Consider the following 26,108-nt stretch of genomic DNA (forward strand, 5'->3'; position numbering starts at 1 on the left):
GGTGGATAGCGATGAAGCAGGACAAAACCCAGGTCGTCATCGTGGGCGGCGGCCCGAACGGGATCACGGCGGCGCATTACATGGGGCTGTACGGGATCGACTGCATCGTCCTCGAATTGGCCGAGGGCATCCTGCCGTATCCCCGGGCGGTGGGCATGGACGATGAAGCGCTGCGCGTGTTGCAAGGCATCGGCATCGCGGAGCTGGCTGCGCGGGACATGATCTGCAACGTGCCCCTGCGTTACTACAATGCGCGCGGCGTGTGCTTTGCCGAGGTCAAGCCGAGCACGGCCCACTACGGCTGGCCGATGCGCAACATCTTCATGCAGCAGCTGCTTGAAGGGACCTTGCGTGAGCAGTTGGGCAAGCACCCGGGTGTCGATCTGCGCCAAGGCCATGAAATGCTCGACCTGGAACAGGACGACCAGGGCGTGACCTTGCAGGTGCGCGATGCCCAGGGTGAGCTGTATCAGCTGCAGGCGCAGTACGTGATCGGCGCCGACGGCGGGCGTTCCAGCGTGCGCAAGAAACTCGGAATCGAGCTGCTGGGGCTGACCCATCCGCGCAAATGGGTGGTGGTGGACACGGCCAACGACACCCTGGATGCGCCTTATACGGCATTGCACGCCGATCCCCAGCGACCCTTCGTCTGCATCTATTTGCCGTACCAGCAGCGGCGCTGGGAGTTCATGCTGCTGGAAGGCGAGGACGAGGCCCGCATGTGCGAAGAGGCGACGATCCGCACGTTGATCCGGGGTCATATCGGCGAGGCCGTCGATCAATTGGAGATCATCCGGATCCGCGCCTACACCCACAATTCCCGCGTGGCGGCGCGTTTCGTCGAGGGGCGCGTGGCCCTGGTGGGCGACGCGGCGCACATTTCCCCGCCGTGGGCCGGGCAGGGGCTCAATTCGGGGCTGCGGGACGTGGTCAACGTGGCGTGGAAGCTGGCGGCGATTCTCCAGGGCCGGGCGTCGCCGTCGATCCTCGGCAGCTACGACCAGGAACGTCGCGGCCATGCGACGGACCTCATTGCGCTGGCCGACAACATGGGCGCGGTGCTGGGGCTGACCAACCCGCTGATGGCCGGCGTGCGGGACTGGCTGTTCCAGGCCGTGAACAGCGTCGACAACCTTCGCTCGCACTTGCTCGAATTCAAGTTCAAGCCCAAGGCGACCATCACCAAAGGTCTGGTCTATCACGAGCGTGCCGAGCTGCATGAGGATGATCTGGTCGGGCAACTGTTCATCCAGCCGGCCGTGGAGGATGCCCAGGGACAACGTCGGCATCTGGACGACGTGCTGGGACACTCGTACGCGGTGCTCGGTTATCGGGTCAATCCGGCGGCGCACCTGGGTGAAGACACCGCCGCCTACTGGGCGCGCTGGGGTACTCGCTTCATCCAGATCAATCGCTCGCGCAGTGGTGCGGGGCGCAACCAACCCTTGTCGGCCAGCGGCGCCATCTGCATCGAAGACGTCGACAATCGCCTGGGCGAGTGGTTTGCCAAGGTGCGTGATTGCATCGTGGTAGTGCGGCCGGATCGGTTTGTCGCGGCGATCACCACGCCGGAAAGGCTCGACGGGGTCTTGCGCAAGTTGGCGGAGCAATTGTCATGAGGCACGAAGACGATGTGTTGGTGCGGCTCCACGACGCCGGGCGGACCGCACACGCGTTACCGTCGTTGGCGCCAGAGGCTTACGACCTGCCGGCGGGTTATGCCTTGCAACGCGAGGCATTGCGCCGACGCCAGGCCGGTGGCGAGCGATCGACCGGGTGGAAAGTCGCCTTTGCCGGCCGCGCAGCGCAGGAGCGCTTTGGTATTGATGAGCCGGTATTGGGCGGGTTGACCGACGCCATGGCCTTGGAGCCCGGCTGTACGGTGCCGCTTGCCCGGTTGATCCAGCCGAAGCTGGAAATCGAACTGGCGTTTGCCCTGGGGCGCACGCTGGTGCCGGGTTTCTACAGCGACGAGGACATACTCGCCGCCGTGTCCGAGATCGCGCCGGCATTCGAGATTGCCGATTGTCGCTGGCAGGGCTGGCGTTTCGGCGTCGGGGCGTTTCTGGCCGACAATGCCGCTGCGGGGCTGTATTGCCTGGGGCCACGGGTGAGGTTCACTCCTGATCAATTGTCCCAAGTGAACTATCGGTTGGAATGCGACGGGGTGACGTGCGGCGAAGGAAACGTCCTGGCGCGCGAGGACACGCCGGTGGCGAACCTGTGTTGGTTGATCCGGCGATTGCTGGCGGACGGGCAATGCGTTGAGGCGGGGCAGGTGGTGCTGTCCGGGTCGTTGTTGGCGCCGTTGGACATCAAGACCGCTGAATACCGCTTGCACATGCTTGGCACGGAATTGGCTTTGGTCTTCCCGTAGGAGCTGCCGAAGGCTGCGATCTTTTGATCTTTTGATCTTTTGATCTTTTGATCTTTCGCTTGAGATTCAAGTGTCTGGGGAAAGATCGCAGCCTCGCTTCGCTCGGCAGCTCCTACGCAGCTCCTACGCAGCTCCTGCGCAGCTTCAGGTATAGGCACAGATCCACCGAGGAACAACGATCATGTTCGCCGAAGTCCGTACCTTCAATGATCCTCAGCAACACGCCGGTTCGATCCTGGGCTGGCAGCAGGTCTATGACCAACTCGGCCGTGGCTGCCTGTCCAGCGAATTGCGGCAGGTGTGCGCCGAGCGCTTCCAGATCTTCCAGGAGGTGCTGGACAAGCGCGTGGTGCAACGCGGTAGCGCGCCGAAAGGGCGCTTGTGCATTGCCCTGTCGCTGGGCAACGCGCCGGTGGTCCAGGGGCACCAAGTCGGCGCCCACAGCGTCGTGCTGTTGCGCGATGGCGAGGATTTCACCTTGCACGCCCCGGAAGGCACGCATTTCTTCGCGGCCAATGTCGACACGGTGCGTTTTGCCAAGCTGGCGGCCTATGAGTTGCCGGACCAGCAGCTCAAGCGCTTGAAGAGCGTTTCGCAAATCAGCGTGGATGAAGCGGTGCTGTCGAGGGTCCAGCAACAGATCCAGCCGCTGTTTCGTCACCTTTTGGAACAAGCGGACGCCGTCAACCCCGCCGTGGAGAAAATCCTCGAAGACGTGCTGCTCAACGCTTTCCTCGATCTGTTCAACCACGCCTCGGACGAGGTGCGTGGACGTCGTGGCAACGTGGCCGTCAATGCCTACCTGGTCAAGCGCTGCCAGGAAATGGTCATGGCCAGCACCGAAGTACCGTTGAGCATCCTGGACCTGTGCGAGCAACTGCGCGTGAGCCGCCGGACCCTGCAGAACAGCTTCCAGGCCGTCACCGGTATGCGTCCGGTGGAGTACCTGCGCAACCTGCGGCTCAACGCCGTGCGTCGACGGTTGATCAGCACCCGTGCGGCCGCACTGAATGTCAGCGAGATCGCCGTGGCGATGGGTTTTTTCCACCTGAGTCACTTCGCCGCCCATTACCGGGCACTGTTCGGTGAGTCGCCTTCGGACACACCCCGGGCACCGGCTTGATGGGCCGCAGTGTTACCCAACCATCCCGCCCTGCACCCATAAAAGGCACCCACTGAGCTGTTTGGTAGCACACCGGTTGCGACCCAGCCTGTAGCGTGCTCGCGGTTTTCTTCGACAAATTCCTGAAAATCAATCCCTTGCACAGCCAGCGGTGCGGTTGGCACGCATTCTGCTTTTATGAATCCATGGATAATTGGATACAAAAATGCAGAAGGTGCTGCCATGCAGTTTGCCCCGACCTACGCTGAACGAGCGCCAATCACCGCCGAAGAAGAAGCCTACAACTTCCTGCTCGAAGCCATTTGCGGCGGTCGCCTGCGCAAGGGTGACCGGCTGATCGCCGAGGACATCGCCAATGAGATCGGCATGAGCCGGATGCCGGTGCGCGAGGCTTTCCGGCGCCTGGATGCCCAGGGGCTGGTGACGCTGCGGCCCAATCGCGGCGCGGTGGTCAGTGGCCTGGACATTGACGAATTGCACGAAGTCTTTGAAATGCGCAGCGCCCTCGAAGGCCTGGCGGTCCGCGTTGCCACGGCGAAAATCGGCGAACGCCAACTGGCCGCCCTGGAGCGCCTGCTGGACGAGATGGACGACTATCGCGAGGAAAGCGCCGAGTGGGTCAGCCGTCATCGCGCCTTCCATGAATACCTGTGCAGCCTCAGCGGTCGACCGCGCTTGCTGAAGCAGATCAGCGCGCTTTATTCGCTGATCGAAGCGCCCATGCGCCTGTGGCTGCAGCACGTCGAAAAGCCCCTGAGTGCGCGCCAGGAACACATGCTGATCCTCGATGCCCTGCGTGCGGGCGATGCCGATAAGGCCGAGGCGGTGGTGCGTGCGCACATCGAAGGCACCGTTCCTGAACTGATCGAGTTCCTGCAATCGAAAAAATAACGAGAGTAGGCGCTGAACCTACCCCGTGTTTTGACTTTGAGTACTGCCCGTCATTAATGAACTGGAGTGTCTGGTCATGCATAAGCCTCGCCTGTTGGTCGCCGCTTTATCCTTGGGTTTCTGTGCTCAGTGGGCGGCTGCCGCGCCCGTTGTCCCGGAGCGCCTGCTCAAGGCCGATAAACTCGTCTACTGCTCGGGCATGGACTCGCCGCCGCTGGTGTCCTTCGACGAGGCGCAGAAACCCAAGGGATTGACCGTGGACCTGGGGCTGGAAATCGCCAAGCGCCTGGGCAACAAGAAGGTCGAGTGGCGGGTGATTCCGTTCTCCGGATTGTTGCCGGCGCTGTTGGCCCGGCAGTGCGACATGATCGTCGATCAACTGTTCGACAAGCCCGAGCGCCGTGAGGTGATCGACATCGTCAACTACATGTATTCCAGCCAGGCGGTGGTGGTGCCCAAGGGCAATCCGAAGGGCCTCAAGACGCTCAAGGATCTTTCCGGACACAAGGTTGCGGTGCTCAACGGGTCCACCATCAAGACCCTGCTCGACGCCGAGAATGAAAGCCTGGCGAAGGCCGGCAAGCCGCCGATGAAACTGGTGGTCTACAACACCGACACCGATGCCTTCCAGGCCCTGCGCATCAGCCAGGTCGACGCCTATGGCACCACCGTGGAAACCGCCGGTTACTACGCGGCAATGGCGCCCGAGTTGTTCGAGGAAGGCGTGCCAGCCTTCAGTCGGATTCTCACCGGGCTGGGCATTCGCAAGGACGATCCGCAACTGACCGCCGCCGTGCAGCAAGTCGTCAGCGACATGCGCGGCGACGGCAGCTACAGCCAACTGCTCGGCAAATGGCATGTCGCCAGTGACACACTTGATTGAGGTAGACCCTTGATGAATTTCAATTGGGATGTGTTCTGGCAGTACCTGCTGCAACCCAGCGGGGTGTACCTCACCGGGCTCTGGCTGACCTGCGTGATCAGTGTGCTGGCGATGCTGCTGGGCTGCGTGCTGGGATTGGCCGCCGCGCTGCTGCGGCTGTCGAGGAACCCGTTGCTGCATCTGCCGGTGCGTTTTTACGTGTGGCTGATGCGCGGTACGCCGCTGCTGGTGCAGATCGTCTTCCTCTACACGGCGCTGGCCGCCGGCGGGATCTTCCGCTTCGAAGACATCGAACTCTTTGGCCTGGTGATCCCCGGCAATATCCAGGCAGCGATCATTGCCCTGGGCCTCAACGAGGGCGCGTACATGGCCGAGATCATTCGCGCCGGCATCGGCGCGGTGGACAAGGGCCAATACGAGGCCGGACGCTCCCTGGGCATGACCTTCGCCAAGCTGATGCGCCGCATCGTCTTGCCCCAGGCGTTCCGGGTCATCGTGCCGCCGCTGGGTAACGAGTTCAACGTGATGCTCAAGAACACCACGCTGGTCAGCGTGATCGGCGTGCAGGAGTTGTTGCTCAGTACCCAGATGGTCACGTCGGCGACGTTCCGGGTGTTCGAGTTGTATTTGGTGGTGGCGATTTATTTCCTGCTGCTGACCACCCTGTGGGGCTTTTTCCAGCGTTGGCTGGAGGCCCGCTTCGGCCAGTCGGACCGGCCCTCGTCACCGCCACCGGCATCGATGCGGATGTTCGGTCGCAGCACCCTTAACCTGCTGAGGGCACGTTGACCATGGCGCACAAGAGCGAAGAGTTGATCATCGAGGCGCTGGACGTTCACAAGTCCTTTGGCGAGTTGCAGATTCTCAAGGGCATCTCCCTGCAAGTACGGCGCGGCGAAGTGGTGGTGCTGATCGGCGCGTCGGGTTCCGGCAAGACCACCTTCATCCGTTGCATCAATCTGCTGGAAGACATCCAGGGCGGACGCATCCGCGTCAATGGCCGCGCCATGGGCTACCGCGAGCGGGCCGATGGCAGCCTGGTGCGTGAGTCGGAGCGCAACATCGCCCGGCAGCGGCGCGACATCGGCATGGTGTTCCAGCGCTTCAACCTGTTCCCGCACATGACGGCGCTGGAAAACATCATCGAGGCGCCGATCCAGGTGCTCGGCGTGCCGCGCGCCGCCGCGTTGGAACAGGCCCGCGGGTTGCTGGAGCGGGTCGGGCTGGCGGACAAGGCCGGTCATTATCCGTCGATGCTTTCCGGCGGCCAGCAGCAGCGGGTGGCAATTGCCCGTGCCTTGGCGATGAAACCCCAGGCCATGCTGTTCGACGAACCCACCAGCGCCCTCGATCCGGAGACCGTCGGCGAGGTGCTGCAGGTGATGAAGGAACTGGCCGAGGAGGGCATGACCATGGTCGTGGTGACCCATGAAATGGGTTTTGCCCGGGAAGTGGCCGACCGCGTGGTGGTGCTCGATCAGGGCGAGCTGATCGAACAGGGGCCGCCGGAGCAGATTTTCTGCCACCCCACTCATCCGCGTACCCGGGCATTTCTCAGCCGGGTGCTATGACTTTTTCCAGCGACTGAATTCCTGCATTGAAGAGCCTTTCGCCATGCTGAAATTTTCTGCCCATGAGTACCCTTATCCATCGCAGCGCCAGAGCGTCTTCGCCCGTCGCGGCATGGTCGCCGCGTCCCAGCCCCTGGCCGCCCAGGCGGGCATCGAGATCATGCAAAAAGGCGGCAATGCCATCGACGCCGCCATCGCCACGGCGGCAGCATTGACTGTCGTGGAACCCACGGGCTGCGGCATGGGCGGTGACGCTTTCGCCCTGGTCTGGTGCAAGGGCCAGCTGCATGGCCTCAACGGCAACGGCCATGCGCCGGCCGCCTTGAGCATCGAGGCGGTCAAGGCCGCCGGCCATGAAAAGATGCCGGTCTATGGCTGGACACCGGTGACGGTCCCGGGCTGCCCGTCAGCCTGGGCCGAGTTGTCCCGACGCTTCGGCAAACTGCCCTTCGCCGAGCTGCTGCAGCCGGCCATCAGCCTGGCGCGGGACGGCTTTGCCTTGTCACCGGTGGTCGCCCATCAATGGCAGGTCGCGGTGAACGAGTTCACGCCCCACCGTGATGCCGTGCTGGACACTTGGTTCGAGACCTTCCTGATCGATGGCCGCGCGCCTCGGGCCGGGGAGATTTTTCGCAATCCGGCCCAGGCCCGCACGCTCCAGGAACTGGCCGACACCGGCTGTGAAAGCCTCTATCGCGGTGCCCTGGCCGAGCGCCTGGACGCCCATTCCCGGGCCAGCGGCGGCTACCTGCGCGCCTCGGACCTCAAGGACTATCGCGCCCAGTGGGTGGAGCCCATCCACGTCAATTACCGAGGCGTGGATGTCTGGGAAATCCCGCCGAGCGGGCAGGGTCTGGTGGCGTTGATGGCGTTGAATATCCTGGAGGGTTTCAACTTCGATCACCGCGACAGCCAACAGACCTGGCATCGCCAATTGGAGGCGATGAAGCTGGCCTACAGCGACGGCCTGCACCACATCACCGACCCCCTGCACATGCGCGTGGCGGTCGCCGATCTGCTCAGCGCTGACTACAGCGCCCGCCGTCGCGGCCAGATCGGCGAGCAGGCCCAACCGCCCAAGCCCGGCGATCCCCACGCCAGCGGCACGGTGTACCTGGCGACGGCGGATGGGGAGGGCAACATGGTCTCGTTCATCCAGAGCAACTACCACGGGTTCGGCTCCGGCGTAGTGCTGCCCGACAGCGGCATTGCCCTGCAGAATCGCGGTCAGGAGTTCAGCCTCGATCCGACCCACGCCAACTGCCTGGCGCCGGGCAAGAAGACTTTTCATACCATCATCCCGGGTTTCCTCACCCACAATGGCGAGGCCCTCGGCCCCTTCGGCGTGATGGGCGGCTATATGCAGCCCCAGGGGCATGTACAGATGGTCATGAACCTGGTGGATTTCGGCCTGAACCCGCAAGCGGCCCTGGACGCGCCGCGTTGGCAATGGCTGGGCGGGATGAAGGTCGGGATCGAGCAGGGGGCTTCGCGGGACTTGATCAATGCGCTGGCAAGAAGGGGACACGAAGTCGTGGTTGCCAGTGACCTGACCGATTACGGACGCGGCCAGATCATCCTGCGCGATCCCGTCAGCGGCGTCCTGTGCGGCGGGACCGAGCCTCGGGCGGATTCGCATATCGCGGTCTGGTGAGGGTCCACGGCGGGGTCTATCCGATCCCGCCGCCGGCCTGCTCGATGATCAGTTCGGCCAGGATCGCGACGGGGTCTGCCAGGCTCTGTCTCGACCGGTGGATCAGGCCGATATCACGATGAAACGTGTGCGCCCCGAGGTCGAGCGCCCGCACGCCCTTGGGCCATGGCTGATGGGCTGATGTCTGCGGCACCAGGGCGACACCGACGCCTTTCTCGACGAGCTTGATGATCGCGTCCAGTTCATCCAGCTCGCACACCTCACGCAGTGTGAAATGCATCTGCCGCAGGAAGCGATCGACTTGCCTGCCGCCGAAAGAAGAGCGGTCATAACGAATGAAGGGTTGGCTGGACAGCAGCGCCGACCAATCCTCGCCCGGCATCCCACGGGGCACGATCAGCCGATAAGGCTCAAGCGCCAGCGTCGTCCAGCGCAGATCGCTTTGCAGCGAGAACGGCGGGCGAATCATCACCGCCATGTCGATCTCGCCGGCGTCCACCAGGTTGATCAACTCGACCGACAGGCCCGGCACGACACGCGTTCGGCATTGGGGGCATTGCTGGTGGAACCTGGCGAGGGCATCCGGCAGGTAGGCGCGCTGGACGGAGGCGATCGCACCGATGTTCACCAGCACGCTGGGTGGAAGCCCGGGCGTCGTGGCGCCGAGATTCTCGTAAAGGCGAATCAGCTCCTGGGCTTGCAGGAGTATCTGCTGGCCCCGCTTGTTGAGGTGGGCCGAGCGGCCTTTGCGGTCGAACAGGTCGAAGCCCAGCTCGGTTTCCAGGCGCTGGATCTGCGCACTGACCGCCGCCTGGGTGAGGCCGATCTTGTGCCCGGCGGCGGCGAAGGTGCCTTCGCGCGCCACGGCGATGAGGGTCTTGAGTTCTTTGATCATTGATCAACATTAGTTGTGTTTCTAAGAAATTTATATTGATTTTTTTGTTGTGCGTGCGCGCCTACGATGGAATGCACGCGCCGTTGCGTACCTGATAAACAAAAAACCTTCTTGGAGTCCCGATGAGCCTCTCACCTTTCCACCTTGCGATTCCGGTGTATGACCTGGCGGCAGCCCGCACTTTTTATGGCCAGGTCTTTGGACTGGAGGAGGGCCGTTCCAGCGAGCAGTGGGTCGACTTCAACTTCTACGGGCATCAACTGGTGATTCACGAGCATCCCAAGACCGCGTCCCAGGAAAGCGTGCACAGCAATGCGGTGGACGGCCACGATGTGCCGGTGCCGCATTTTGGCGTGGTGTTGGGCTGGGCTGAATGGGAAGCGCTGGCCGAGCGGTTGAAATCCTTCGGCACGCAATTCGTGATCGAACCCTACGTGCGCTTCAAGGGCCAGGTCGGCGAGCAGGCGACGATGTTCCTGTTCGATCCGTGCGGCAATGCGCTGGAGTTCAAGGCGTTCAAGGACATGGGCCAGCTGTTCGCGAAGTAACGGTTGGGCGTTAAAGACTGTGGGAGCAAGCTGAATGCAAGGCTCATGAACACTCACTGTCCCTGTGGGAGCGAGCTTGCTCGCGAAAGCGGTGGATCAGTTTGCAGTGATCGGGCTATCAGTTACAAATGGCTGAACAGGCTTTTGTGGCGAGGGGATTTAGCGAGACGTCGCACCGCCCCGCTGGGCTCTGTAGGCGCTGGCGAAGCCTGCGATCTTTTTATCTTTCGCTTGAGGTCCAATGTTCTTGGAAAGATCGCAGCCTCGCTGCGCTCGGCAGCTCCTACAGCCCCAGCGGGAGCGAGCTCCCTTGCCACGACAACATGTTGGCTGTGCCGACGTCTTCGTCGGATCGCCGCCCGGAGCAAGCTCGCACGTAGGCCTCGGACGGATTACAACGACGCCCTGACCACCAGAGGGCAATCCACGGGCTGGGTGCCCGAGACCTCGAGGGTCTCGATCAGGTGCCGGGCCGCCTGGCGACCAATCTCGTAGTACGGCAGTTGGACCGTGGTCAGTGGCGGCATGAACAGTTCGGCGATGCCGATCATGTTGTCGTAGCCGAGCACAGCCACGTCGTCGGGAATGTTCAGGCCACGGCCCAACAACCATTGATAGGCACAAAAGGCAATGCGGTCGTTGCCGCAGACCAGGATGTCGAATTGCGGAGAGCCGTCGACGATATGCCGTTCCAGGATGGCGGCGGTTTCACCATAGGCATCGTGGTCGGAAAGGTCGTATTGCAGGACTGCGCCTGGCGCCAGCCCGAATGCCTGGCAGGCGCGTTGCAAGCCCTGTTGGCGCAGGTTCCAGGCGACACTCTTCCTGGGCAGATTGATGCACAGCGGACGCCGATAGCCTTGGCTCAGCGCATGATGCACGGCGCGATACTGTCCAGCTTCATCATCCGGCACATAGCTGACCAGTTGGCTGTCATCGGCCAGGCAATTGGCGAGCACCAGAGGCTTGCTCTTGAGTCGCTCGGGAATGCTCACCTGGCGCAACCCCATGGCGCTGAAGATCAAGCCGTCGGGACGGTGCGACAGCATCAAGTCGATGTTCTGGTCGGTGGGCGGACTGCTCAGCAGGTTGAGGATAAAGACGTTCCAGCCAGCCTGCTGTGCGGTCTGTTCGATAGACAGCAGCAACTCGACGGCGAACGGCGTGGTCGCGGTGTCCAGTGCGAACACACCGATGGTGCGCGCCTGCAAGTTGTCGCCGCGCATCCGGCGCGCCGACAGGCTCGGTACGAACTGCAGTTCATCAATGGCGCGACGTACCCGTTGAAGGGTTTCGGGGCTCAGTTTTTCCGGCGTGTTGAGCGCGCGCGAAACCGTCATCAGGGATACGCCGGCCAGCTGTGCAACGTCTTTCACGGAAGTCATGCGAGGTGTGGCCAGTCAGGTTGACGCCGAATCATGACACAGGCCCCCGGTTTCTCGCGACTCGATTGACGCGACTCACAGCCATCCCGAGCCCAGCGGCCACGCCTTGGGAATGGCGACACGCCCACCTGTCCCGTTTGCCAACAGCTTCACCCCGAGGCTGTCGGGCCGTGGGTAGAGGCGACTGCTGAGGCTGAAGCGGCCGTTTTCCTCGAACACCTCGATGGACGAACGATCGAGGAACACCCGCAGGTGCAGTTGCGTTTCCACCGGCGCTATCGAGACGCTGCGCTGGCCACTCACTTGCGCACCCGAGCGGTCGCGGTCTAGCACCAGGCGTCCCAGTGCCGCGTCGTAATAGAGCAAGGTCTGTTCCTGCCCATCGGCACTGCAGCGCAAGGCGATGCCCAATTGGCCTTCGGTGCAGCCGAGCAGGTCCAGGTGCACATGGATTTCGAGCCTGTCGCCCGTCACTTGCCGCACCCAGCGGTAGCCCGATTCGCCCCACGGCGCGACGCTCGGCAATGGCGCCTGGCGCAACGCGACCAGTTCCCGTGCCGGGAACACACCAAGGCGATCGCCTTGCAGTTCCAGCTCGCGCGGCAAGCCGAGCATGCCGCACCAGTGATGGGCCTGGCTCGGCATCGGGCTTTCCCACATGTCCAGCCAGGCCCACACCAGACGCCGACCATCGACGGTTTCCAATGTTTGCGCAGCATAGAAATCGTGACCGTTATCCAGTTCGATGAACGGCCCGCCGGAGAAGTGCCAGTCACTGTCGAGGCGGCCAATGCGATAACCGGTCTGGTACTTGTTGAGCCGTTCGTAACCTTCGGGCTTCATGCCTTGCGGGGAATACAGCAGCACATCGCGCCCGTCCAGGCGAAACAGGTCCGGGCATTCCCACATGTAGCCATCGCCGTCATTGCCGCTGCACACGTAGTCGAGGAATTCCCAGTCGCGCAGGTCGGCGGAGCGGTACAGCGGCAACAACGGCGTATCGCCCAGGCGCGCCCCGACGATCAGGTACCAGTAGCCATCCGCGTGCCAGGCCTTGGGGTCGCGAAAGTGCATGATTCCCGCTTGCGGCGCGTGCTCGATGACGGCGCCATGCTTGACGAACCGCTCGCCGTCGACACTGGTGGCCAGGCACTGGACCTGGCGGATGAAGCGTTCGTCACCGACGTCGCCCAACCAGGTATGCCCGGTGTAGATCAGCGCCAGGGTGTCGCCACACACCACCGCGCTACCGGAAAAACAACCGTCGCGGTCGAAGTCATCGCCCGGCGCCAGGGCAATGGGCAGGTGCTGCCAATGCACCAGGTCGGCGCTCTTGGCGTGGCCCCAGTACATCGGGCCCCACTGGGCGGCGAAGGGATGGTGCTGGTAGAACACATGGTACTCGCCACGAAAGAACACCACCCCGTTCGGGTCGTTCATCCAACCGGTTGGCGGGGCCAGGTGATAGTCGGGTCGATAGTCGTGGATCAGGCGCGGCAGGCCATCTTCCAGAGCCTGCTGGGCCATTTCGAGAGAAGCGGGTGTTGGATTGCTCATGGTATTCAAGGACAAGGTCATAGGGCGCCCGCATGGGCCGAGCGCGAGGCGAGGCCGTCGGGCAGGTTTTCAAGGGTGCGGCGCTTCAACGCCGTGCCGTGCCCGTCGAAGACGTGCAGGTGGTCGATATCCAGTTGCAGTTCGACCCGATCACCCACCCGCCATCCAGCGTTGACTTCGCAGCGACAGATCAGCGGTTCGTCGTCGCCTGTTTCCAGGTGGACGTAGGTTTCACTGCCCAGGTATTCGACCCCGGCCACGACGATCCCGGCGTTTCCCTGGGTCGATTTGAGCGAGACGTGCTCCGGACGAATCCCCAGGCTCAGCGGGCTGTTCGTCGCCAGGTGGGTGCTGTCGATGGGGAGGCGCGTCATCCCCGACAAGGGGCTGTCGATCAGGCTGGTTTCGCCTGGGTGATGCAGGCTTGCCGGCAGGAAATTCATCTTGGGCGAGCCGAGGAAACCGGCGACAAAACGGCTGGCCGGACGCTCGTAGAGTTCCCGTGGCGAGCCGACCTGCTCGATACGACCGCCATTGAGCACGACAATCTTGTCGGCCAGGGTCATCGCTTCGACCTGGTCATGGGTCACGTAGATCATGGTCGAACCCAGTCGCCCATGCAGGCGGGCGATTTCGTTGCGCATCTGCACGCGCAGGGAGGCGTCGAGGTTGGAGAGTGGTTCGTCGAACAACAGGATGTCCGGCTCCCGCGCCATGGCCCGGCCCATGGCCACGCGCTGGCGCTGGCCGCCCGACAGCTCCCTTGGCTTGCGTTGCAGCAGTTTGTCCAATTGCAGGATCTGCGCGGTTTTCAGCACCCGCTCGCGCAGGCTGGTCTTTTCGGTCTTGGCCAGCTTGAGGCCAAAACCGATGTTGTCGTAGACGCTCATGTGCGGGTACAGCGCATAGGATTGGAACACCATGCCGACGCCACGCTCGCGCGGCTCCAGGTCGTTGACCCGGCGTCCGTCGATCAGCAGGTCGCCGCCACAGATCGAGTCCAGCCCGGCGATCAGCCGCAGCAGGGTGGACTTTCCGCAGCCCGACGGGCCGACGAAGACGACGAATTCGCCTGCCGAGATTTCCAGGCTGACGTCACGAAGAATGCGTGCGCCGCCCAATTGTTTGTTCACGTTATCCAGCTTCAACTTGATCATGATGCTGTTCCTTTGTTGTCTGTGTTGGGCCTCAACCCTTTAACGCACCGGCAGTGAGGCCGGAAACGATGCGGCGCTGGAAGATCAGCACCAGAATCACCAAGGGCACCGTGACCAGCACCGACGCCGCCATCAACAAGCCCCAAGGCAGCTCATGGGGGCTGCCGCCGGAAATCAGCGCGATGGCGACCGGGACCGTGCGTTGCGAATCGGTGAGGGTGAAGGTCAGGGCGAAGAGGAACTCGTTCCACGCTGCGATGAAGGCCAAGAGGCCGGTAGTGACCAGCGCCGGCCAGAGCAGCGGCAGCAGCACGCGGGTCAGCGTGACCCAGGGGGACGCGCCGTCCATGATCGCGGCCTCTTCCAACTCATGGGGCAGTTGCCCCATGAAGGTGGTCAGCACCCAGACGGTGAAGGGCAGGGTGAAAATCGTGTAGCTCAGGATCAACGCCCAGGAAGTGTTGTACAGGCCCAGGGCACGGATGACTTCGAACAATCCCGACAGCACCGCGACTTGGGGGAACATCGAAACGCCGAGGACCATCATCAACACCGGGCCGCGTCCGCGAAACTTCACCCGGCCCAAGGCATAGGCGGCGGTCAGGCTGAGGAACAAGGCCAGGGCGACCACGCACAGCGAAACCTCCAGCGAATTGCCGATGGCCCGCAGGAACGAAGCCTGGTTGAGCACGGCGGCATAGTTGGAGAAGTCCGGGTTATCGATCCAGTAGCTCACTTGGAACAAGGCACTGGACGGCTTCAGCGACGTCACGATGGCGTAGTAGAACGGAAAGACCGCATACACCAGCAAGGTCCCGATCAGGCTCCAGAAGCCGAGGCGCAACAAGGCTTTTTTCAACAGGCGAGGGCTCATGAGCGCACCTCCAATTGACGGCGTCCGAGGTACAGATAGGCCATGGCGATCACCGCGACGACGAGGAACAGCAAGGTCGAGGCGGCGCTGCCGTAGCCGACGTCCTGGAATTCCACCAGGTGTTGGCGGGCATAGACCGACATGCTCATGGTGCTCGACGAATTCGAAGTCAACACGTAGATGACATCGAATACCCGCAGCGAATCGAGGATGCGGAAGATCGCTGCCACCAACAATGCCGGCATCAGCAGCGGCAGGGTGACCCACCAGAACACCTTGACCGGGTGAATGCCATCGACCCTGGCGGCTTCGTAGCAGTCGCTGGGCAACATCTGCAAGGCCGCCAGCATCAGCAGCGTGACGAAGGGCACGGTCTTCCAGACGTCGACGATGATCACCGCCCACATCGACAGGTCCGCGTCGGCTGTCCAGGCCAGGGGCGCGTCAATCAGGCCGAGGCCGAGCATGAGGTGATTGATGATGCCGAACTGGTCGTTGAGCATCCATGACCAGATTTTCGCCGAGACAATGGTCGGGATCGCCCAGGGGATCAGGATCAACGCCCGCACCAGGGCGCGACCGGTGAACTTGACGTTCAGCAGCAGCGCCACCAGCAGCCCGAGGACAATTTCCAGCCCCACCGACACCACGGTGAAATGCAAGGTGTTGCGCACCGCATTCCACCACTGTGGATCGACGAGCAGGCCTGACCAGGCGGAACCGCTATGGAAGAGGTAGTTGCCAAAGCCGATGAAGGTGGCGTCGCCGGTGGCGGCCAGGCTGGCGTCGGTCAGGCTGAACCAGAACGTGCGCAGCAACGGCCAGGCTGCCACCATCGCCAGGCACAGCAACATCGGGGTCAGGAACAGCCAGGCGGCGCGAACGCGACGGCGTTGTACCGGTGTTTCCCGGGGGAACAGTTGCTCGTCATCGCCGGGGGCGAGAGTCGTGGAGACAGACATGGTGATTTCCTTCCTTGGGGCTTACCAGCTCCGGCGTTTGATCCGTGTGAGTTCGCTTTCCAACTCGGCCAGCGCCTGGTCCACCGGTCGCTCGCCCGCGAGCACGCCGTGCACTTGATCGAAGAATGCATTGGACACCCGTGGATAGCGGTCGGCCGTGATCGAGGCGGGGCGCATGACCCCGTCGTTGAGAATGCTGTGCAGTTGGCTGTAGTAAGGCATGGCGGCGAGTAACTCGGGGTCCTGGTAGAGCGACTCGATCACCGGGTTGTAGGCACCCACCAGGGCGCGGTGTTTCTGCTGCTGGGCGCTGCTCAGGTAGCTCACCAGTTCGGCGGCGAGCTTGGGGTTGGCGCTGTAGCGCGACACCGCCAGGCCCCAGCCGCCGAGGGTGGACGCGTGGCTGCCCGTGGCGCCGCCGCGGGGCAGGGGAGCGACGCCGACCTTGTCCTTGACCGCACTGTCCGGGCTTTGCACCAGGGCCCAGACATACGGCCAATTGCGCATGAACAGTGCATTGCCGGACTGGAAGACGCCGCGTCCTTCTTCCTCGGTGTAATTGAGCACGCCACGGGGGGCGATGTCGCCCACCCAGCTTTTGGCCAAGGTCAACGCCGCCCTTGAGGCCTGGCTGTTGACCACGATCTCGCCTTGGGCGTTGACCAGCCCGCCTTGCGGTTGGCTGCTGATCCATTCCAGCGCATTGCAGGTCAGGCCTTCATAGGCGCGCCCCTGGAAAACGTAACCCCATGCGTTGGCGTTCCCGGCATCACGCTCGGCCTGCTGGACGGCCCTGGCGGTGCTCGTCATTTCTTCCCAGGTCTGGGGCACGGGCTTGTTGTACTTCTCGAGCAAGTCCTTGCGGTAATACAGCAGTCCCGAGTCGGTGAACCACGGCATCGTCACCAAGCGCCCGTTCACCGTGGCGTTGTCCACCTGGGCCTGGAAGTAACCTTGGGTCGCGTTGGCAGGCAGTACCTCGCGCAGGTCCATCAAGTGCTTGGCCAACATGCCCGGCCACACCATGTCGATCTGGATGATGTCGATGTCGCTGGATTGCGCACTGAGGATCTGTTGATAGAACGACAGCCGCTCGGTCGCCGAGTTAGGCGTGGAGACCACTTCGACGCTGTTGCCGGTCTGCTTCGACCACGCCTCGACAGCCTCCTTGCACAGTTGCAATTCGGCACCCACGGCACCGCAGGAAATCGTCAGGTTGGCAGCCGTCGACAGGGACGGAAATCCGATGCAAAGGCCAAGCACCGCCGCTGGAAGGAGCGATTTGAGCTGTTTCATAAAGCCCTCTTTATTTTTGTTTTTGGAAAAGTTAACGTTAACATCGCCAAATGTAGCAGTGTATTCGCAACGAGGCATCCTTTTTTTTCTCAGGATCGATAACTCGGAACCTTGGCGAAAAGACCGGCTGCGGCCACCGGACAATAAAAACAAGACAGGGAAATTCCACATGCAAAAAGCATCAAGCTGGCTACTCGCAAGCGCGCTCGGCGCCTCGGCAGCCACCTCTCAAGCCGCCACTCTGGAAGAGCGCATGGCGGCGTTTGAAGCCCGTGCCAGCGCAGCGGAAAAACGCGCCGCCGCCGCCGAACAGCAAACCCAGGCACTCGCCAGGGAACTGCAGCAACTCAAACTCGCCACGCCACCGGTTGTTGCCGCCGTTGCGACGCCGACGGTCGATGCCCGCCTGGCAAAACTCGAGGCCAGCCAGCAAAGCACGGAAAAGCCGGGCAGTGGCGCGCACCTCACCGACGGCTTCAGCTTCAAGGGCTACGCCCGTTCCGGCTTGCTGATCAACGATGGGTTGGGCGGTGGGCGTGGCGGTCCGTACACCACCCCGGCCGGTTCTGTCGGTGGCGCCGTCGGGCGACTCGGAAACGAGGACGACACCTACATGCGCATCGACCTGTCGAAAGAGCTGTACGCGCAGAACGGCACCCGCTCCAAATTCACGGTATCCATTGCCGACGGCGTGGAAAGCTCCAACGATTGGACCGCTGAAGAAAGCAACCTCAATGTGCGCCAGGTGTTCACTGAACTCGATCACCTCGCGGCATTCAAGGGCAACGCGATGTTCGAAAACTCGACCCTGTGGGCAGGCAAGCGCTTCGACAGGGACAATTTCGACATCCACTGGTTGGACTCCGATGTTGTCTATCTGGCGGGTACCGGCGGCGGTATCTACGATGTGCAGATGAACAGGAATTGGCGCTCGAATTACTCATTGATCGGTCGCAACTACGGGGATTTCAGCGAGGGCGGCGTCAATGCCGATGTGGAAAGCTACATCCTGACGTCCAACCAGTTTTTCGACGGTGGGCAGTGGCAATGGATGTTCAACGCCATCGGCTCGAAGAAAAACGACTTCGGCACCCGCGTCAACGAAGCAGGCCTGGCACCGGCCGATTCCGGCTTGCACACCATGGTTGCCAATCACCAGAAAAACTTTTTCGGTCGCGAAGGCTTCCTCAAGACGGCGTTGCTCTACGGCCAAGGATTGGGTGCCGAGGTCAAGAACGTTGGCGCCGATGGTGAGCTGATCGACGACGCCCGAGCCCTGCGCGTGGCGTTGTACGGCGAAACGCCCCTGGCCTCCGACTGGCGCATCGGCCCGAGCCTGCTGGCCGAACAAAGCAAGGACCGTTACGTCAAGGGCGACGACTATCGCTGGATGACCCTCAACGTGCGGTTGGCCAATGCGATCAACAGCAATTTCGAGATGGCCTATGAGATGAGCTGGCAAACCATGAAGCTTGACCCCAAGGGCTACCTGCAACGCAACGCAGTCGACGGTAACTTCTGGAAATTCACGGTCGCCCCGACCTTCAAACCCGACTTGGGCGATCTGCTCACGCGTCCCGAGTTGCGCTTGTTCGCCAGCGTCATGAATTGGTCGTCGGACCTGGACAGGTACAGCACCACGGATTCCTTCGGCAAGACCGACTTCAACGCTGGCGGCGTGTGGCAGTACGGCATCCAGATGGAAACCTGGTTCTGATGCCCGCCAGTTGAAGCCTGTGGGAGCGGGCTTGCTCGCAATAGCAGTGGATCAGCCTGCAATGATGTTGGGTGTGCCGACGCCTTCGTCGGATCGCCTTCGCGAGCAGGCTCGCTCCCACAGGGGCTTTGCTTGACTGATGGGTATTACCGCGCATGCCAGCCCAACTGACCTGAGATCTGCTGGGTGGCTTGCATCAACTGCTTCACATAGTCCTGCTTCAACTCTTCCCTGAAGCGAAAGCACGGGAATGAAACGCTCATCCCGCCGATCACATGGCCGAAACGGTCGCGGATCGGTGCCGCGAGGCAGCGCATGTTGTCTTCGAACTCTTCGTGGTCCTCGGCATAGCCTTGCCGGCGGACGATTTCCAATTCCTGTAGGTACGCCTCGACGCTGGTCAAGGTGTTCGCCGTGCGACGCTCGAAGCTTTCCTGCGCGAGGTGGTCGAGCAGCTCGTCTTCTTCGAGCCAGGCCATCAGCACTTTGCCAATCCCGGTGCAGTACAACGGCGCCCGCCGGCCGATTCGCGAGTACATGCGCAGGTTGTACTTGGAGTCGATCTTGTGCACGTAGACGATGCTGCCCTCATCGAGAATCCCCAGGTGCACGGTCTCGCCCGTCAGTTCGTTGATCCGGCGCATCCCTGGCTCCGCTTCCCGGACGATGTCCAGGTGGGGCAGGGCCTGGGCGCCCAATTCGAACAAGCGGACGCTGAGGCGATAGCGATCCTCGGCGTCCTGCACCACATACCCACGGGCCTTGAGCGACTGCAAGAAGCGATAGACCGTGGCCTTGGACATGTCCAGTTTGGTGGCGATTTCCGACACGCCGCTTTCTTCCGGATGCTCGGCCAGGGCCTCGAGCACGGCCATGGTCCGGCCCACCGCCGACACCAGATCGTTATTGGGAATGACGCTGTTGTCCATGAAGGCTCCAACGTGAAAGTAAAACCCAAGGATATACGCTAGCAGAACAAAACGCTGTTTCATTTTTGCTTGACGCGACTGGAAATCTGACTAGACTCGGGCCTTGAGATAAAAATGAAACGCCGTTTTAAAAACAAGAAAGGCGCGTAATGATGGATTTGACGCTTAATCATTGCCCAGATACACGCCCGCTGAAGGTTGCTTTGGTAGGGGAATGCATGATCGAGATGCGCGGCGAGCCGGGTGCGGCGATCACCCAGACGTTCGGTGGCGATACGCTCAACACCGCGGTCTACCTGGCGCGATTGAACCCGCGTGGCGCAGTGGCCGTGGACTACATGACGGCGGTGGGCAGCGATGCGTTCAGCGTTGCCATGCGCCGGTCCTGGCTGGACGAGGGCATCGGCGACGCGTATGTGCGTGTGCTCGAAGATGCGTTGCCTGGGCTGTACTTCATCCAGACCGATCTTCATGGCGAACGACGTTTCCTCTATTGGCGCGGGGAAGCGGCTGCGCGGCGCATGTTCGAGGGGCCCGAAGCCGAAGCCATGCTCGATGCGCTGGCCGATTACGACTACGTCTACTTGAGCGGCATCAGCCTGGCGATCCTCTTGCCGCAAGGGCGCCAACGTTTGGTCCAGGCCCTGCATCACGCTCGTCGAACGGGCACGCGCGTCGTCTTCGACAACAATTACCGTCCCCACCTTTGGTCCAATCCTGAAACGGCCCGGCAGGCCTACCGCGACGTCCTGCACCTGACTGACCTGGCGCTGGTGACCTGGGAAGACGATGCGCTGCTGTTCGGCTACCGCGACGCGGAGGCTTTGTTCAGCGCCTACGCCGAGGCAGGCATTCGCGAAGTTGCCCTCAAGCGTGGCGCCGCCAGTTGCCTGATCCAGTGCCCGACGGGGCGCCTTGAAGTCCCTGCGCAAACCGTCGCCCATGTCGTCGACACCACCGCCGCAGGCGATTCGTTCAGCGCTGCCTACCTCGCCTGCCGCCTGCGCGGCGGCGATCCGGAGCAGGCCGCTCGCTGGGGCCATCGCCTGGCGGCCCAGGTCGTCCAGTACCGGGGCGCGCTGATTCCCAAGGCGGCCATGCCGAACATGGGCGCGTCCTCACTTCCTTCTGTTGCACAGGCCTGACTTTATGAAAATCATTGAAGCGCGCGTCATTGTCACCTGCCCGGGGCGCAACCTGGTCACCTTGAAAATCGTCACCGATGAAGGCCTCTACGGTATCGGCGATGCAACCTTGAATGGCCGCGAACTGGCGGTCGTCGCTTACCTGGAAGAACACGTCCTGCCCGCGCTGATCGGTCGCGATGCCCACCGCATCGAGGACATCTGGCAGTACCTGTATCGCGGTGCGTACTGGCGCCGGGGGCCGGTGACCATGACCGCCATCGCCGCCGTCGACGTGGCGCTGTGGGACATCAAGGCCAAGGCCGCGAACATGCCGTTGTACCAATTGCTCGGCGGCAGGAGCCGCGAGCGGGTGATGGTCTATGGGCATGCCACGGGCAAGGACATCGAAGGGTGCCTGGACGAAGTCGCCCGTCACGTCGAGCTGGGCTACAAAGCCGTGCGCGTGCAATGCGGCGTGCCCGGCATCGCCACCACCTACGGCGTCGCCAAGCGCAGCGGCGAGCGTTATGAGCCGGCCGACAGCGACCTGCCCGCCGAACACGTGTGGGACACCGCCAAATACCTCAACTACGTGCCCAAGCTCTTCGCCGCCGTGCGCGAACGCTTTGGCGACGACTTGCACATCCTCCACGACGTACACCATCGCTTGACGCCGATCGAAGCCGGGCGCCTGGGCAAGGCCGTGGAACCGTACAACCTGTTCTGGCTGGAAGACTGCACACCGGCGGAAAACCAGCAGAGCTTTCGCTTGATCCGCCAGCACACCACCACGCCGTTGGCCGTGGGCGAGGTGTTCAACTCCATCCATGACTGCCGCGAGCTGATCCAGGAACAGTTGATCGACTACATCCGCACGACGCTGGTGCACGCCGGCGGCATTACCCATGTGCGCCGGATTGCCGATTTCGCCGCGCTGTTCCAGGTGCGCACGGGCTTTCACGGCGCCACCGACCTGTCCCCGGTGTGCATGGGCGCGGCGCTGCATTTCGATACATGGGTGCCCAACTTCGGCATCCAGGAACACATGCCTCACGAGGACCGCATCGATGAAGTCTTTCCCCATGCCTATCGCTTTGAGGACGGCCACTTCACGCCGGGCGAAACACCGGGGCACGGCGTCGACATCGATGAAGACCTCGCCCGCCAGTACCCCTACAAGCGCGCCAGCCTGCCGGTCAACCGTCTTGAAGACGGCACGCTCTGGCATTGGTGAAACGGTTTTAACCCTTTGAGGAAGCGGGGCGAACGTCCCGCCAGGAGTGACCCGATGAAAGCGTTCCAGGTAAGAGCACCGTTCGAGTTCGGGCTGGCCCAGGTCGACCGACCCGAGGTTGCCCCGGGTGAGGTCCAGGTCGATGTGGCTTACGCCGGCATCTGTGGCTCGGACATGCACATCATTCATGGGCAGAACGCATTCGTGCGTTTTCCCCGTGTCACCGGCCATGAATTCTCCGGGGTGATCCGGCAAGTGGGTGAAGGCGTTGAACATCTGCGGGCGGGCGACCGGGTGTGCATCGATCCGGTGATCAGTTGCGGCAGCTGTTACCCGTGCCGCATCGGCAGGCCGAATGTCTGCACGCGTCTGCAAGTGATCGGCGTACACCGCGACGGCGGCTTCAGCGAGCAGGTTTGCGTACCGGCCGAGAACGCCCACCGTTTGCCCGACTCGATGTCCCTCAGCCACGGCGCTCTCGTCGAGCCTTATTCCATTGCCCTCAATGTGCTCGATCGCATGCAGCCGCAGCCGGGCGACAGCGTGCTGATCTACGGCGCCGGGGTGATCGGCCTGACCCTGGTGCAGATGGCCAAGGCGCTGGGAATGACTGACATCACCGTCACCGATGTCATCGACAGTCGCCTGGAGACGGCCCGGGCGCTGGGCGCCAGCCGGACCCTCAACGGCCAGGAAGTCGATGTCGAAGCCGTCATGCGCGAACTGACTGACGGCGAAGGTGTGCCGTTGATCGTCGATGCCGCCTGCATACCGGCACTGATGCCGCAGATGGTGCGCCTGGCCTCGCCGGCCGGGCGCATCGGGTTGCTGGGTTTCAATGCGACGCCCAGCGATCTGGTGCAGCTGGAAATGATCAAGAAGGAACTGACCCTGGTGGGTTCGCGGCTCAACAACCGCAAGTTCCCCCGGGTGATCGAGTTGATTGCCAGCGGCAAGTTGCAGGTCCAGGACCTGATCAGTCATCGCGTCACCTTCGACGAGATGCCCGGCGCCATCGACCTGATCGAAAAGCACCCCGAGCAAACCCGAAAAGTGCTGGTGGAGCTGACGAACGCCCATCACTGAGCCGTCTGTACCACCGTTCCATCGTGCCCGTCATGGGCACCCTCACCGAATAAACACAACAAGCGGGAGGTTCCACCATGTTTGGTCAAGGACGTAGCTTAATCATCATCATGCTGTTCCTGGCCGGGGTCATCAATTACCTCGACCGGTCGGCGTTGTCTGTGGCGGCGCCTTTCATCCAGAAGGACTACGGTCTGAGTACGGGTGAGATGGGCATGATCTTCAGTAGTTTCTTTGTCGGCTATGCCGCCTTCAACTTCATCGGTGGCTGGGCCGCCGACCGTTACGGCGCCAAGACCACCTTGTTGCTGGCGATGGTCTTGTGGTCATTGTTCAGCGGCCTCACCGTGCTGACGGTGGGCTTCGCATCGCTGGTGCTCATCCGCATCCTGTTCGGCATGGGCGAAGGACCGCTGAGCGTCACCACCAGCAAGATGGTGAACAACTGGTACACCCCCAAGCGCAGGGCGCGGGCCATTGGTGCGTCGATGTCCGGCACGCCGCTGGGTGGGGCGATTTCCGGTCCGGTGGTGGGCTTTATCGCCGTCACCTACGGCTGGAAGGTGTCATTCATTATCATCATGCTGGTCGGCCTGATCTGGGCGGCCGTGTGGTTCAAGTTCGTCAAGGAACGGCCTGAAGGCGAGGGCGCCGAGGACATCCTGCGGGCCGAGGGGCAAAGCGAAATGGCGGCGCAACCGGTATTCCCGCTGCGTTTCTACCTCAAGCAGCCGACGGTGCTGTTCACCTCCCTGGCGTTCTTTTCCTATAACTACACGCTGTTCTTCTTCCTGACCTGGTTCCCCAGCTACCTGACCATGGCCCACGGCCTGAACGTCAAGGACATGAGCATCGCCACGGTCATTCCCTGGGTCTTGGGGTTCATTGGCCTGGCCCTCGGTGGCTTCATCTCCGACTTCGTGTTCAAGAAGACCGGGCGGATGATGTTCTCCCGCAAAGTCGTGCTCGTGACCTGCCTGCTGGCCTGCGCCGCCTGCATCGCCTGTGCGGGGATGGTCACGACCTTGTATCCGGCGGTGATTCTCGTCGCGCTGGCGGTGTTCTTCCTCTACCTCACCGGTGCGATCTACTGGGCGATCATCCAGGACACCGTCCCGGCGGCGCGGGTGGGTGGCGTCAGTGGCTTCATGCATTTTCTGGCGAATACCTCGGGCATTGTCGGCCCGACCTTGACGGGTTTCCTGGTGCAGTTCACCGGTTCGTTCACCAGTGCGTTCCTGCTCGCCGGGCTGCTGACCGTGATCGGTGCCGTGTGCGTGGCGCGCTACGTGAAACCGCTGGCGGTGGCGGACACCGGCAACTCGGCGGCACAAAGCCCGCAACCCGCGTCGGCCCTGGGCCATCCCTGAACAGAAGGAGTGAATCGATGCCCGTAGTGAACCGCGTACCTTGCACCGGTAGCGCAACGCAGATCGGTATCGTGCACCTGGGCCTGGGCGCGTTTCATCGCGCCCACCAGGCGGTTTATCTGCAACGTCATCTCAATCGCCATGGCGCAAGCGACTGGGGTTTGTGCAGCGCCAACCTGCGCTCCAATCGCACCTTGGTCGAGCAATTGCGCGAGCAGGACGGCCGCTACCATGTGGCCGAGTACCGCGATCGCGAGCAAGTGACGCTCCGGGAAATCGGGGTGCTGCGCGAGGCCTTGTATGCGGGCGAGGGCGGTCATGAACTGGAGCAGCTGCTTGAGCGCATGGCCGCGCCGCAAACCCGGATCGTCACGCTCACCGTCACCGAAAAAGGCTATTGCCTGAGCCCTTCTTCCGGGCAGTTGCGCCGCGATGATCCGACGATTGCCCATGACATCGCTCATCCACACACGCCACGCTCGGCGCCGGGAATCGTCCTGGAAGCCCTGCGCCGACGTCGCGCCGCAGGCATCGCGGCGTTCACGGTGTTGTGCTGTGACAACATGCCCGACAACGGCCAGCGCACCCGCCAGGCCGTGGGAGCCCTGGCGGCGTTGCAAGATCCAGCGTTGGCGCAGTGGGTCGAGCAGCAGGTGGCGTTTCCCAGCTGCATGGTCGACCGCATCGTGCCGGCCATGGACGAGGAGTCGTTCCGCCGGTTGGAGCAGCTGGATTGCCACGACCGCGCGGCAGTGGTCAGCGAAAGCTTCAGTCAATGGGTGGTCGAGGATCACTTTCCCCTCGGCCGCCCGGACTGGGAAGTGGAAGGCGTGCAGATGGTCGATGACGTGCGTCCGTTTGAAACGATGAAGCTGCGCATGCTCAATGGCAGCCATTCGCTGCTGGCCTACGTGGGTTTGCTGGCGGGTCATGAATCAGTCTTCGAAGCCGTCAACGATGGGCGGCTGGCGCGCCTCATCGAGCGCTACATGACCGAGGAAGCGGTGCCCACTTTGCACATGCCGGCCGGGATTGATCTCATGAAGTATGCCGAAGATCTTCGGACGCGCTTTGCCAACGACAGCCTGCAGCACCGCTTGCGCCAGATCGCCATGGACGGCTCGCAGAAACTGCCGCAACGCTGGTTGCTCGGCGCCCAGCAATTGCTTGACCAGGGACGCGGCATCGACTGCACCGCGCTGGGCATCGCCGCCTGGATTCACTACTGCACGCAGCCGTTGCCCGGACGTGCGGCGCATGTGGTCGACGACCCGTTGAGCGCCACCTTCGCCGATCTTGCCGGGCGCTTCGACGGCGCATCGCGGGTGGACGCGTTTCTCGGCCTGGACGAAATATTCCCGCCGGCATTGTCGGCACGCCCGGCCTTTCGCGATGCCGTGCACCGCGCCTACAGCGCCCTGGCCCGCGACGGCGTGGGCAACCTATTGCAGACCGTTGCCACACCCCACTGA

At 62.5% G+C, this 26,108-nt stretch carries 23 protein-coding genes; 15 read left to right on the plus strand and 8 right to left on the minus strand.

Annotation, left to right across the window (positions count from 1 at the left end; all coding sequences use genetic code 11):
* Positions 1 to 11: 11 nt before the first annotated feature.
* The 8 genes from M8Q45_RS09455 (at position 12) to M8Q45_RS09490 (ending at position 8,499) form a co-directional block, all read left to right on the plus strand.
* Positions 12 to 1,619, plus strand: a complete 1,608-nt coding sequence (locus M8Q45_RS09455; RefSeq protein ID WP_249874477.1) for a bifunctional 3-(3-hydroxy-phenyl)propionate/3-hydroxycinnamic acid hydroxylase — start codon at positions 12 to 14, stop codon at positions 1,617 to 1,619.
* Positions 1,616 to 2,377 carry a 2-keto-4-pentenoate hydratase gene (locus M8Q45_RS09460; protein ID WP_249874478.1) on the plus strand — a complete coding sequence of 254 codons (762 nt, stop codon included), beginning with the start codon at positions 1,616 to 1,618 and terminating at the stop codon, positions 2,375 to 2,377. The genes M8Q45_RS09455 and M8Q45_RS09460 overlap by 4 nt, the downstream gene beginning before the upstream one ends.
* A 181-nt stretch (positions 2,378 to 2,558) precedes the next feature.
* The gene (locus M8Q45_RS09465; RefSeq protein ID WP_249874479.1) at positions 2,559 to 3,500 is read left to right on the plus strand and encodes a helix-turn-helix domain-containing protein; all 942 of its coding nucleotides are present in this window, start codon (positions 2,559 to 2,561) and stop codon (positions 3,498 to 3,500) included.
* Positions 3,501 to 3,722: 222 nt separating this feature from the next.
* Complete coding sequence (locus M8Q45_RS09470) at positions 3,723 to 4,391, plus strand: GntR family transcriptional regulator (RefSeq protein WP_249874480.1); 669 nt, start codon at positions 3,723 to 3,725, stop codon at positions 4,389 to 4,391.
* Positions 4,392 to 4,467: 76 nt separating this feature from the next.
* Entirely contained in the window at positions 4,468 to 5,274 is an 807-nt protein-coding gene (locus M8Q45_RS09475; RefSeq protein WP_249874481.1) for an ABC transporter substrate-binding protein, read from the plus strand.
* 12 nt (positions 5,275 to 5,286) lie between these two features.
* A complete protein-coding gene (locus M8Q45_RS09480; protein WP_249874482.1) occupies positions 5,287 to 6,063 on the plus strand; it encodes an amino acid ABC transporter permease in 777 nt (258 codons plus the stop codon).
* 2 nt (positions 6,064 to 6,065) lie between these two features.
* A complete protein-coding gene (locus M8Q45_RS09485; RefSeq protein ID WP_249874483.1) occupies positions 6,066 to 6,845 on the plus strand; it encodes an amino acid ABC transporter ATP-binding protein in 780 nt (259 codons plus the stop codon).
* 43 nt (positions 6,846 to 6,888) lie between these two features.
* Positions 6,889 to 8,499 (plus strand): gamma-glutamyltransferase family protein, encoded by a 1,611-nt coding sequence (locus M8Q45_RS09490; protein ID WP_249874484.1) that lies wholly within the window; start codon positions 6,889 to 6,891, stop codon positions 8,497 to 8,499.
* Between the two features lie 16 nt (positions 8,500 to 8,515).
* Here the strand turns inward: M8Q45_RS09490 and M8Q45_RS09495 are convergent, their stop codons facing one another.
* Positions 8,516 to 9,394 carry a LysR family transcriptional regulator gene (locus tag M8Q45_RS09495; RefSeq protein ID WP_249874485.1) on the minus strand — a complete coding sequence of 293 codons (879 nt, stop codon included), beginning with the start codon at positions 9,392 to 9,394 and terminating at the stop codon, positions 8,516 to 8,518.
* Positions 9,395 to 9,516: 122 nt separating this feature from the next.
* Between M8Q45_RS09495 and M8Q45_RS09500 the strand changes: the two genes are divergently transcribed.
* Positions 9,517 to 9,942, plus strand: coding sequence for a VOC family protein (locus M8Q45_RS09500; RefSeq protein WP_249874486.1), 426 nt, complete (start codon positions 9,517 to 9,519; stop codon positions 9,940 to 9,942).
* Between the two features lie 392 nt (positions 9,943 to 10,334).
* On the opposite strand, the gene M8Q45_RS09505 is transcribed toward M8Q45_RS09500, so the two are convergent.
* The 6 genes from M8Q45_RS09505 to M8Q45_RS09530 all read right to left on the minus strand — a co-directional run bounded on the left by M8Q45_RS09505 (position 10,335) and on the right by M8Q45_RS09530 (position 17,173).
* Entirely contained in the window at positions 10,335 to 11,327 is a 993-nt protein-coding gene (locus M8Q45_RS09505; protein ID WP_249874487.1) for a LacI family DNA-binding transcriptional regulator, read from the minus strand.
* Positions 11,328 to 11,402: 75 nt separating this feature from the next.
* Entirely contained in the window at positions 11,403 to 12,905 is a 1,503-nt protein-coding gene (locus M8Q45_RS09510; RefSeq protein ID WP_249874488.1) for a glycoside hydrolase family 32 protein, read from the minus strand.
* Positions 12,902 to 14,041 (minus strand): ABC transporter ATP-binding protein, encoded by a 1,140-nt coding sequence (locus M8Q45_RS09515; protein WP_249874489.1) that lies wholly within the window; start codon positions 14,039 to 14,041, stop codon positions 12,902 to 12,904. Before M8Q45_RS09515 ends, M8Q45_RS09510 begins: the two co-directional genes overlap by 4 nt.
* Positions 14,042 to 14,072: 31 nt before the next feature.
* Positions 14,073 to 14,915 (minus strand): carbohydrate ABC transporter permease, encoded by an 843-nt coding sequence (locus tag M8Q45_RS09520; protein WP_249874490.1) that lies wholly within the window; start codon positions 14,913 to 14,915, stop codon positions 14,073 to 14,075.
* Complete coding sequence (locus M8Q45_RS09525) at positions 14,912 to 15,877, minus strand: carbohydrate ABC transporter permease (protein WP_249874491.1); 966 nt, start codon at positions 15,875 to 15,877, stop codon at positions 14,912 to 14,914. Before M8Q45_RS09525 ends, M8Q45_RS09520 begins: the two co-directional genes overlap by 4 nt.
* A gap of 21 nt (positions 15,878 to 15,898) precedes the next feature.
* Complete coding sequence (locus M8Q45_RS09530; RefSeq protein WP_249874492.1) at positions 15,899 to 17,173, minus strand: ABC transporter substrate-binding protein; 1,275 nt, start codon at positions 17,171 to 17,173, stop codon at positions 15,899 to 15,901.
* A 169-nt stretch (positions 17,174 to 17,342) separates the two neighbouring features.
* Between M8Q45_RS09530 and M8Q45_RS09535 the strand changes: the two genes are divergently transcribed.
* Complete coding sequence (locus M8Q45_RS09535; RefSeq protein WP_249874493.1) at positions 17,343 to 18,890, plus strand: carbohydrate porin; 1,548 nt, start codon at positions 17,343 to 17,345, stop codon at positions 18,888 to 18,890.
* Positions 18,891 to 19,036: 146 nt separating this feature from the next.
* Here the strand turns inward: M8Q45_RS09535 and kdgR are convergent, their stop codons facing one another.
* Positions 19,037 to 19,819, minus strand: coding sequence for a DNA-binding transcriptional regulator KdgR (kdgR, locus tag M8Q45_RS09540; protein WP_249874494.1), 783 nt, complete (start codon positions 19,817 to 19,819; stop codon positions 19,037 to 19,039).
* Positions 19,820 to 19,971: 152 nt separating this feature from the next.
* Between kdgR and M8Q45_RS09545 the strand changes: the two genes are divergently transcribed.
* From M8Q45_RS09545 to M8Q45_RS09565, 5 genes are all read left to right on the plus strand, one after another.
* Positions 19,972 to 20,964, plus strand: a complete 993-nt coding sequence (locus M8Q45_RS09545) for a sugar kinase (RefSeq protein WP_249874495.1) — start codon at positions 19,972 to 19,974, stop codon at positions 20,962 to 20,964.
* A gap of 4 nt (positions 20,965 to 20,968) precedes the next feature.
* Complete coding sequence (gene manD / locus M8Q45_RS09550) at positions 20,969 to 22,180, plus strand: D-mannonate dehydratase ManD (protein WP_030141589.1); 1,212 nt, start codon at positions 20,969 to 20,971, stop codon at positions 22,178 to 22,180.
* A gap of 54 nt (positions 22,181 to 22,234) precedes the next feature.
* Positions 22,235 to 23,266, plus strand: a complete 1,032-nt coding sequence (locus M8Q45_RS09555) for a Zn-dependent oxidoreductase (protein ID WP_249874496.1) — start codon at positions 22,235 to 22,237, stop codon at positions 23,264 to 23,266.
* Between the two features lie 77 nt (positions 23,267 to 23,343).
* Positions 23,344 to 24,636, plus strand: a complete 1,293-nt coding sequence (locus M8Q45_RS09560) for an MFS transporter (protein WP_249874497.1) — start codon at positions 23,344 to 23,346, stop codon at positions 24,634 to 24,636.
* Between the two features lie 17 nt (positions 24,637 to 24,653).
* A complete protein-coding gene (locus M8Q45_RS09565; RefSeq protein ID WP_249874498.1) occupies positions 24,654 to 26,108 on the plus strand; it encodes a mannitol dehydrogenase family protein in 1,455 nt (484 codons plus the stop codon).

Source organism: Pseudomonas sp. T1.Ur (assembly GCF_023516725.1).
In the GTDB taxonomy this organism is placed as follows: domain Bacteria; phylum Pseudomonadota; class Gammaproteobacteria; order Pseudomonadales; family Pseudomonadaceae; genus Aquipseudomonas; species Aquipseudomonas alvandae.

Bases quoted from the DNA above. Each gene is read 5' to 3' on its own strand.
- M8Q45_RS09515 (WP_249874489.1), bottom strand. From the start codon at position 14,041: ATGATCAAGTTGAAGCTGGATAACGTGAACAAACAATTGGGCGGCGCA.
- M8Q45_RS09505 (WP_249874487.1), bottom strand. From the start codon at position 11,327: ATGACTTCCGTGAAAGACGTTGCACAGCTGGCCGGCGTATCCCTGATG.
- M8Q45_RS09495 (WP_249874485.1), bottom strand. From the start codon at position 9,394: ATGATCAAAGAACTCAAGACCCTCATCGCCGTGGCGCGCGAAGGCACC.
- manD (WP_030141589.1), top strand. From the start codon at position 20,969: ATGAAAATCATTGAAGCGCGCGTCATTGTCACCTGCCCGGGGCGCAAC.
- M8Q45_RS09475 (WP_249874481.1), top strand. From the start codon at position 4,468: ATGCATAAGCCTCGCCTGTTGGTCGCCGCTTTATCCTTGGGTTTCTGT.
- M8Q45_RS09460 (WP_249874478.1), top strand. From the start codon at position 1,616: ATGAGGCACGAAGACGATGTGTTGGTGCGGCTCCACGACGCCGGGCGG.
- M8Q45_RS09510 (WP_249874488.1), bottom strand. From the start codon at position 12,905: ATGACCTTGTCCTTGAATACCATGAGCAATCCAACACCCGCTTCTCTC.
- M8Q45_RS09535 (WP_249874493.1), top strand. From the start codon at position 17,343: ATGCAAAAAGCATCAAGCTGGCTACTCGCAAGCGCGCTCGGCGCCTCG.
- M8Q45_RS09530 (WP_249874492.1), bottom strand. From the start codon at position 17,173: ATGAAACAGCTCAAATCGCTCCTTCCAGCGGCGGTGCTTGGCCTTTGC.
- M8Q45_RS09500 (WP_249874486.1), top strand. From the start codon at position 9,517: ATGAGCCTCTCACCTTTCCACCTTGCGATTCCGGTGTATGACCTGGCG.
- M8Q45_RS09480 (WP_249874482.1), top strand. From the start codon at position 5,287: ATGAATTTCAATTGGGATGTGTTCTGGCAGTACCTGCTGCAACCCAGC.
- M8Q45_RS09520 (WP_249874490.1), bottom strand. From the start codon at position 14,915: ATGAGCCCTCGCCTGTTGAAAAAAGCCTTGTTGCGCCTCGGCTTCTGG.
- M8Q45_RS09455 (WP_249874477.1), top strand. From the start codon at position 12: ATGAAGCAGGACAAAACCCAGGTCGTCATCGTGGGCGGCGGCCCGAAC.
- M8Q45_RS09470 (WP_249874480.1), top strand. From the start codon at position 3,723: ATGCAGTTTGCCCCGACCTACGCTGAACGAGCGCCAATCACCGCCGAA.
- M8Q45_RS09555 (WP_249874496.1), top strand. From the start codon at position 22,235: ATGAAAGCGTTCCAGGTAAGAGCACCGTTCGAGTTCGGGCTGGCCCAG.
- M8Q45_RS09465 (WP_249874479.1), top strand. From the start codon at position 2,559: ATGTTCGCCGAAGTCCGTACCTTCAATGATCCTCAGCAACACGCCGGT.
- M8Q45_RS09560 (WP_249874497.1), top strand. From the start codon at position 23,344: ATGTTTGGTCAAGGACGTAGCTTAATCATCATCATGCTGTTCCTGGCC.
- kdgR (WP_249874494.1), bottom strand. From the start codon at position 19,819: ATGGACAACAGCGTCATTCCCAATAACGATCTGGTGTCGGCGGTGGGC.
- M8Q45_RS09485 (WP_249874483.1), top strand. From the start codon at position 6,066: ATGGCGCACAAGAGCGAAGAGTTGATCATCGAGGCGCTGGACGTTCAC.
- M8Q45_RS09525 (WP_249874491.1), bottom strand. From the start codon at position 15,877: ATGTCTGTCTCCACGACTCTCGCCCCCGGCGATGACGAGCAACTGTTC.
- M8Q45_RS09565 (WP_249874498.1), top strand. From the start codon at position 24,654: ATGCCCGTAGTGAACCGCGTACCTTGCACCGGTAGCGCAACGCAGATC.
- M8Q45_RS09490 (WP_249874484.1), top strand. From the start codon at position 6,889: ATGCTGAAATTTTCTGCCCATGAGTACCCTTATCCATCGCAGCGCCAG.
- M8Q45_RS09545 (WP_249874495.1), top strand. From the start codon at position 19,972: ATGGATTTGACGCTTAATCATTGCCCAGATACACGCCCGCTGAAGGTT.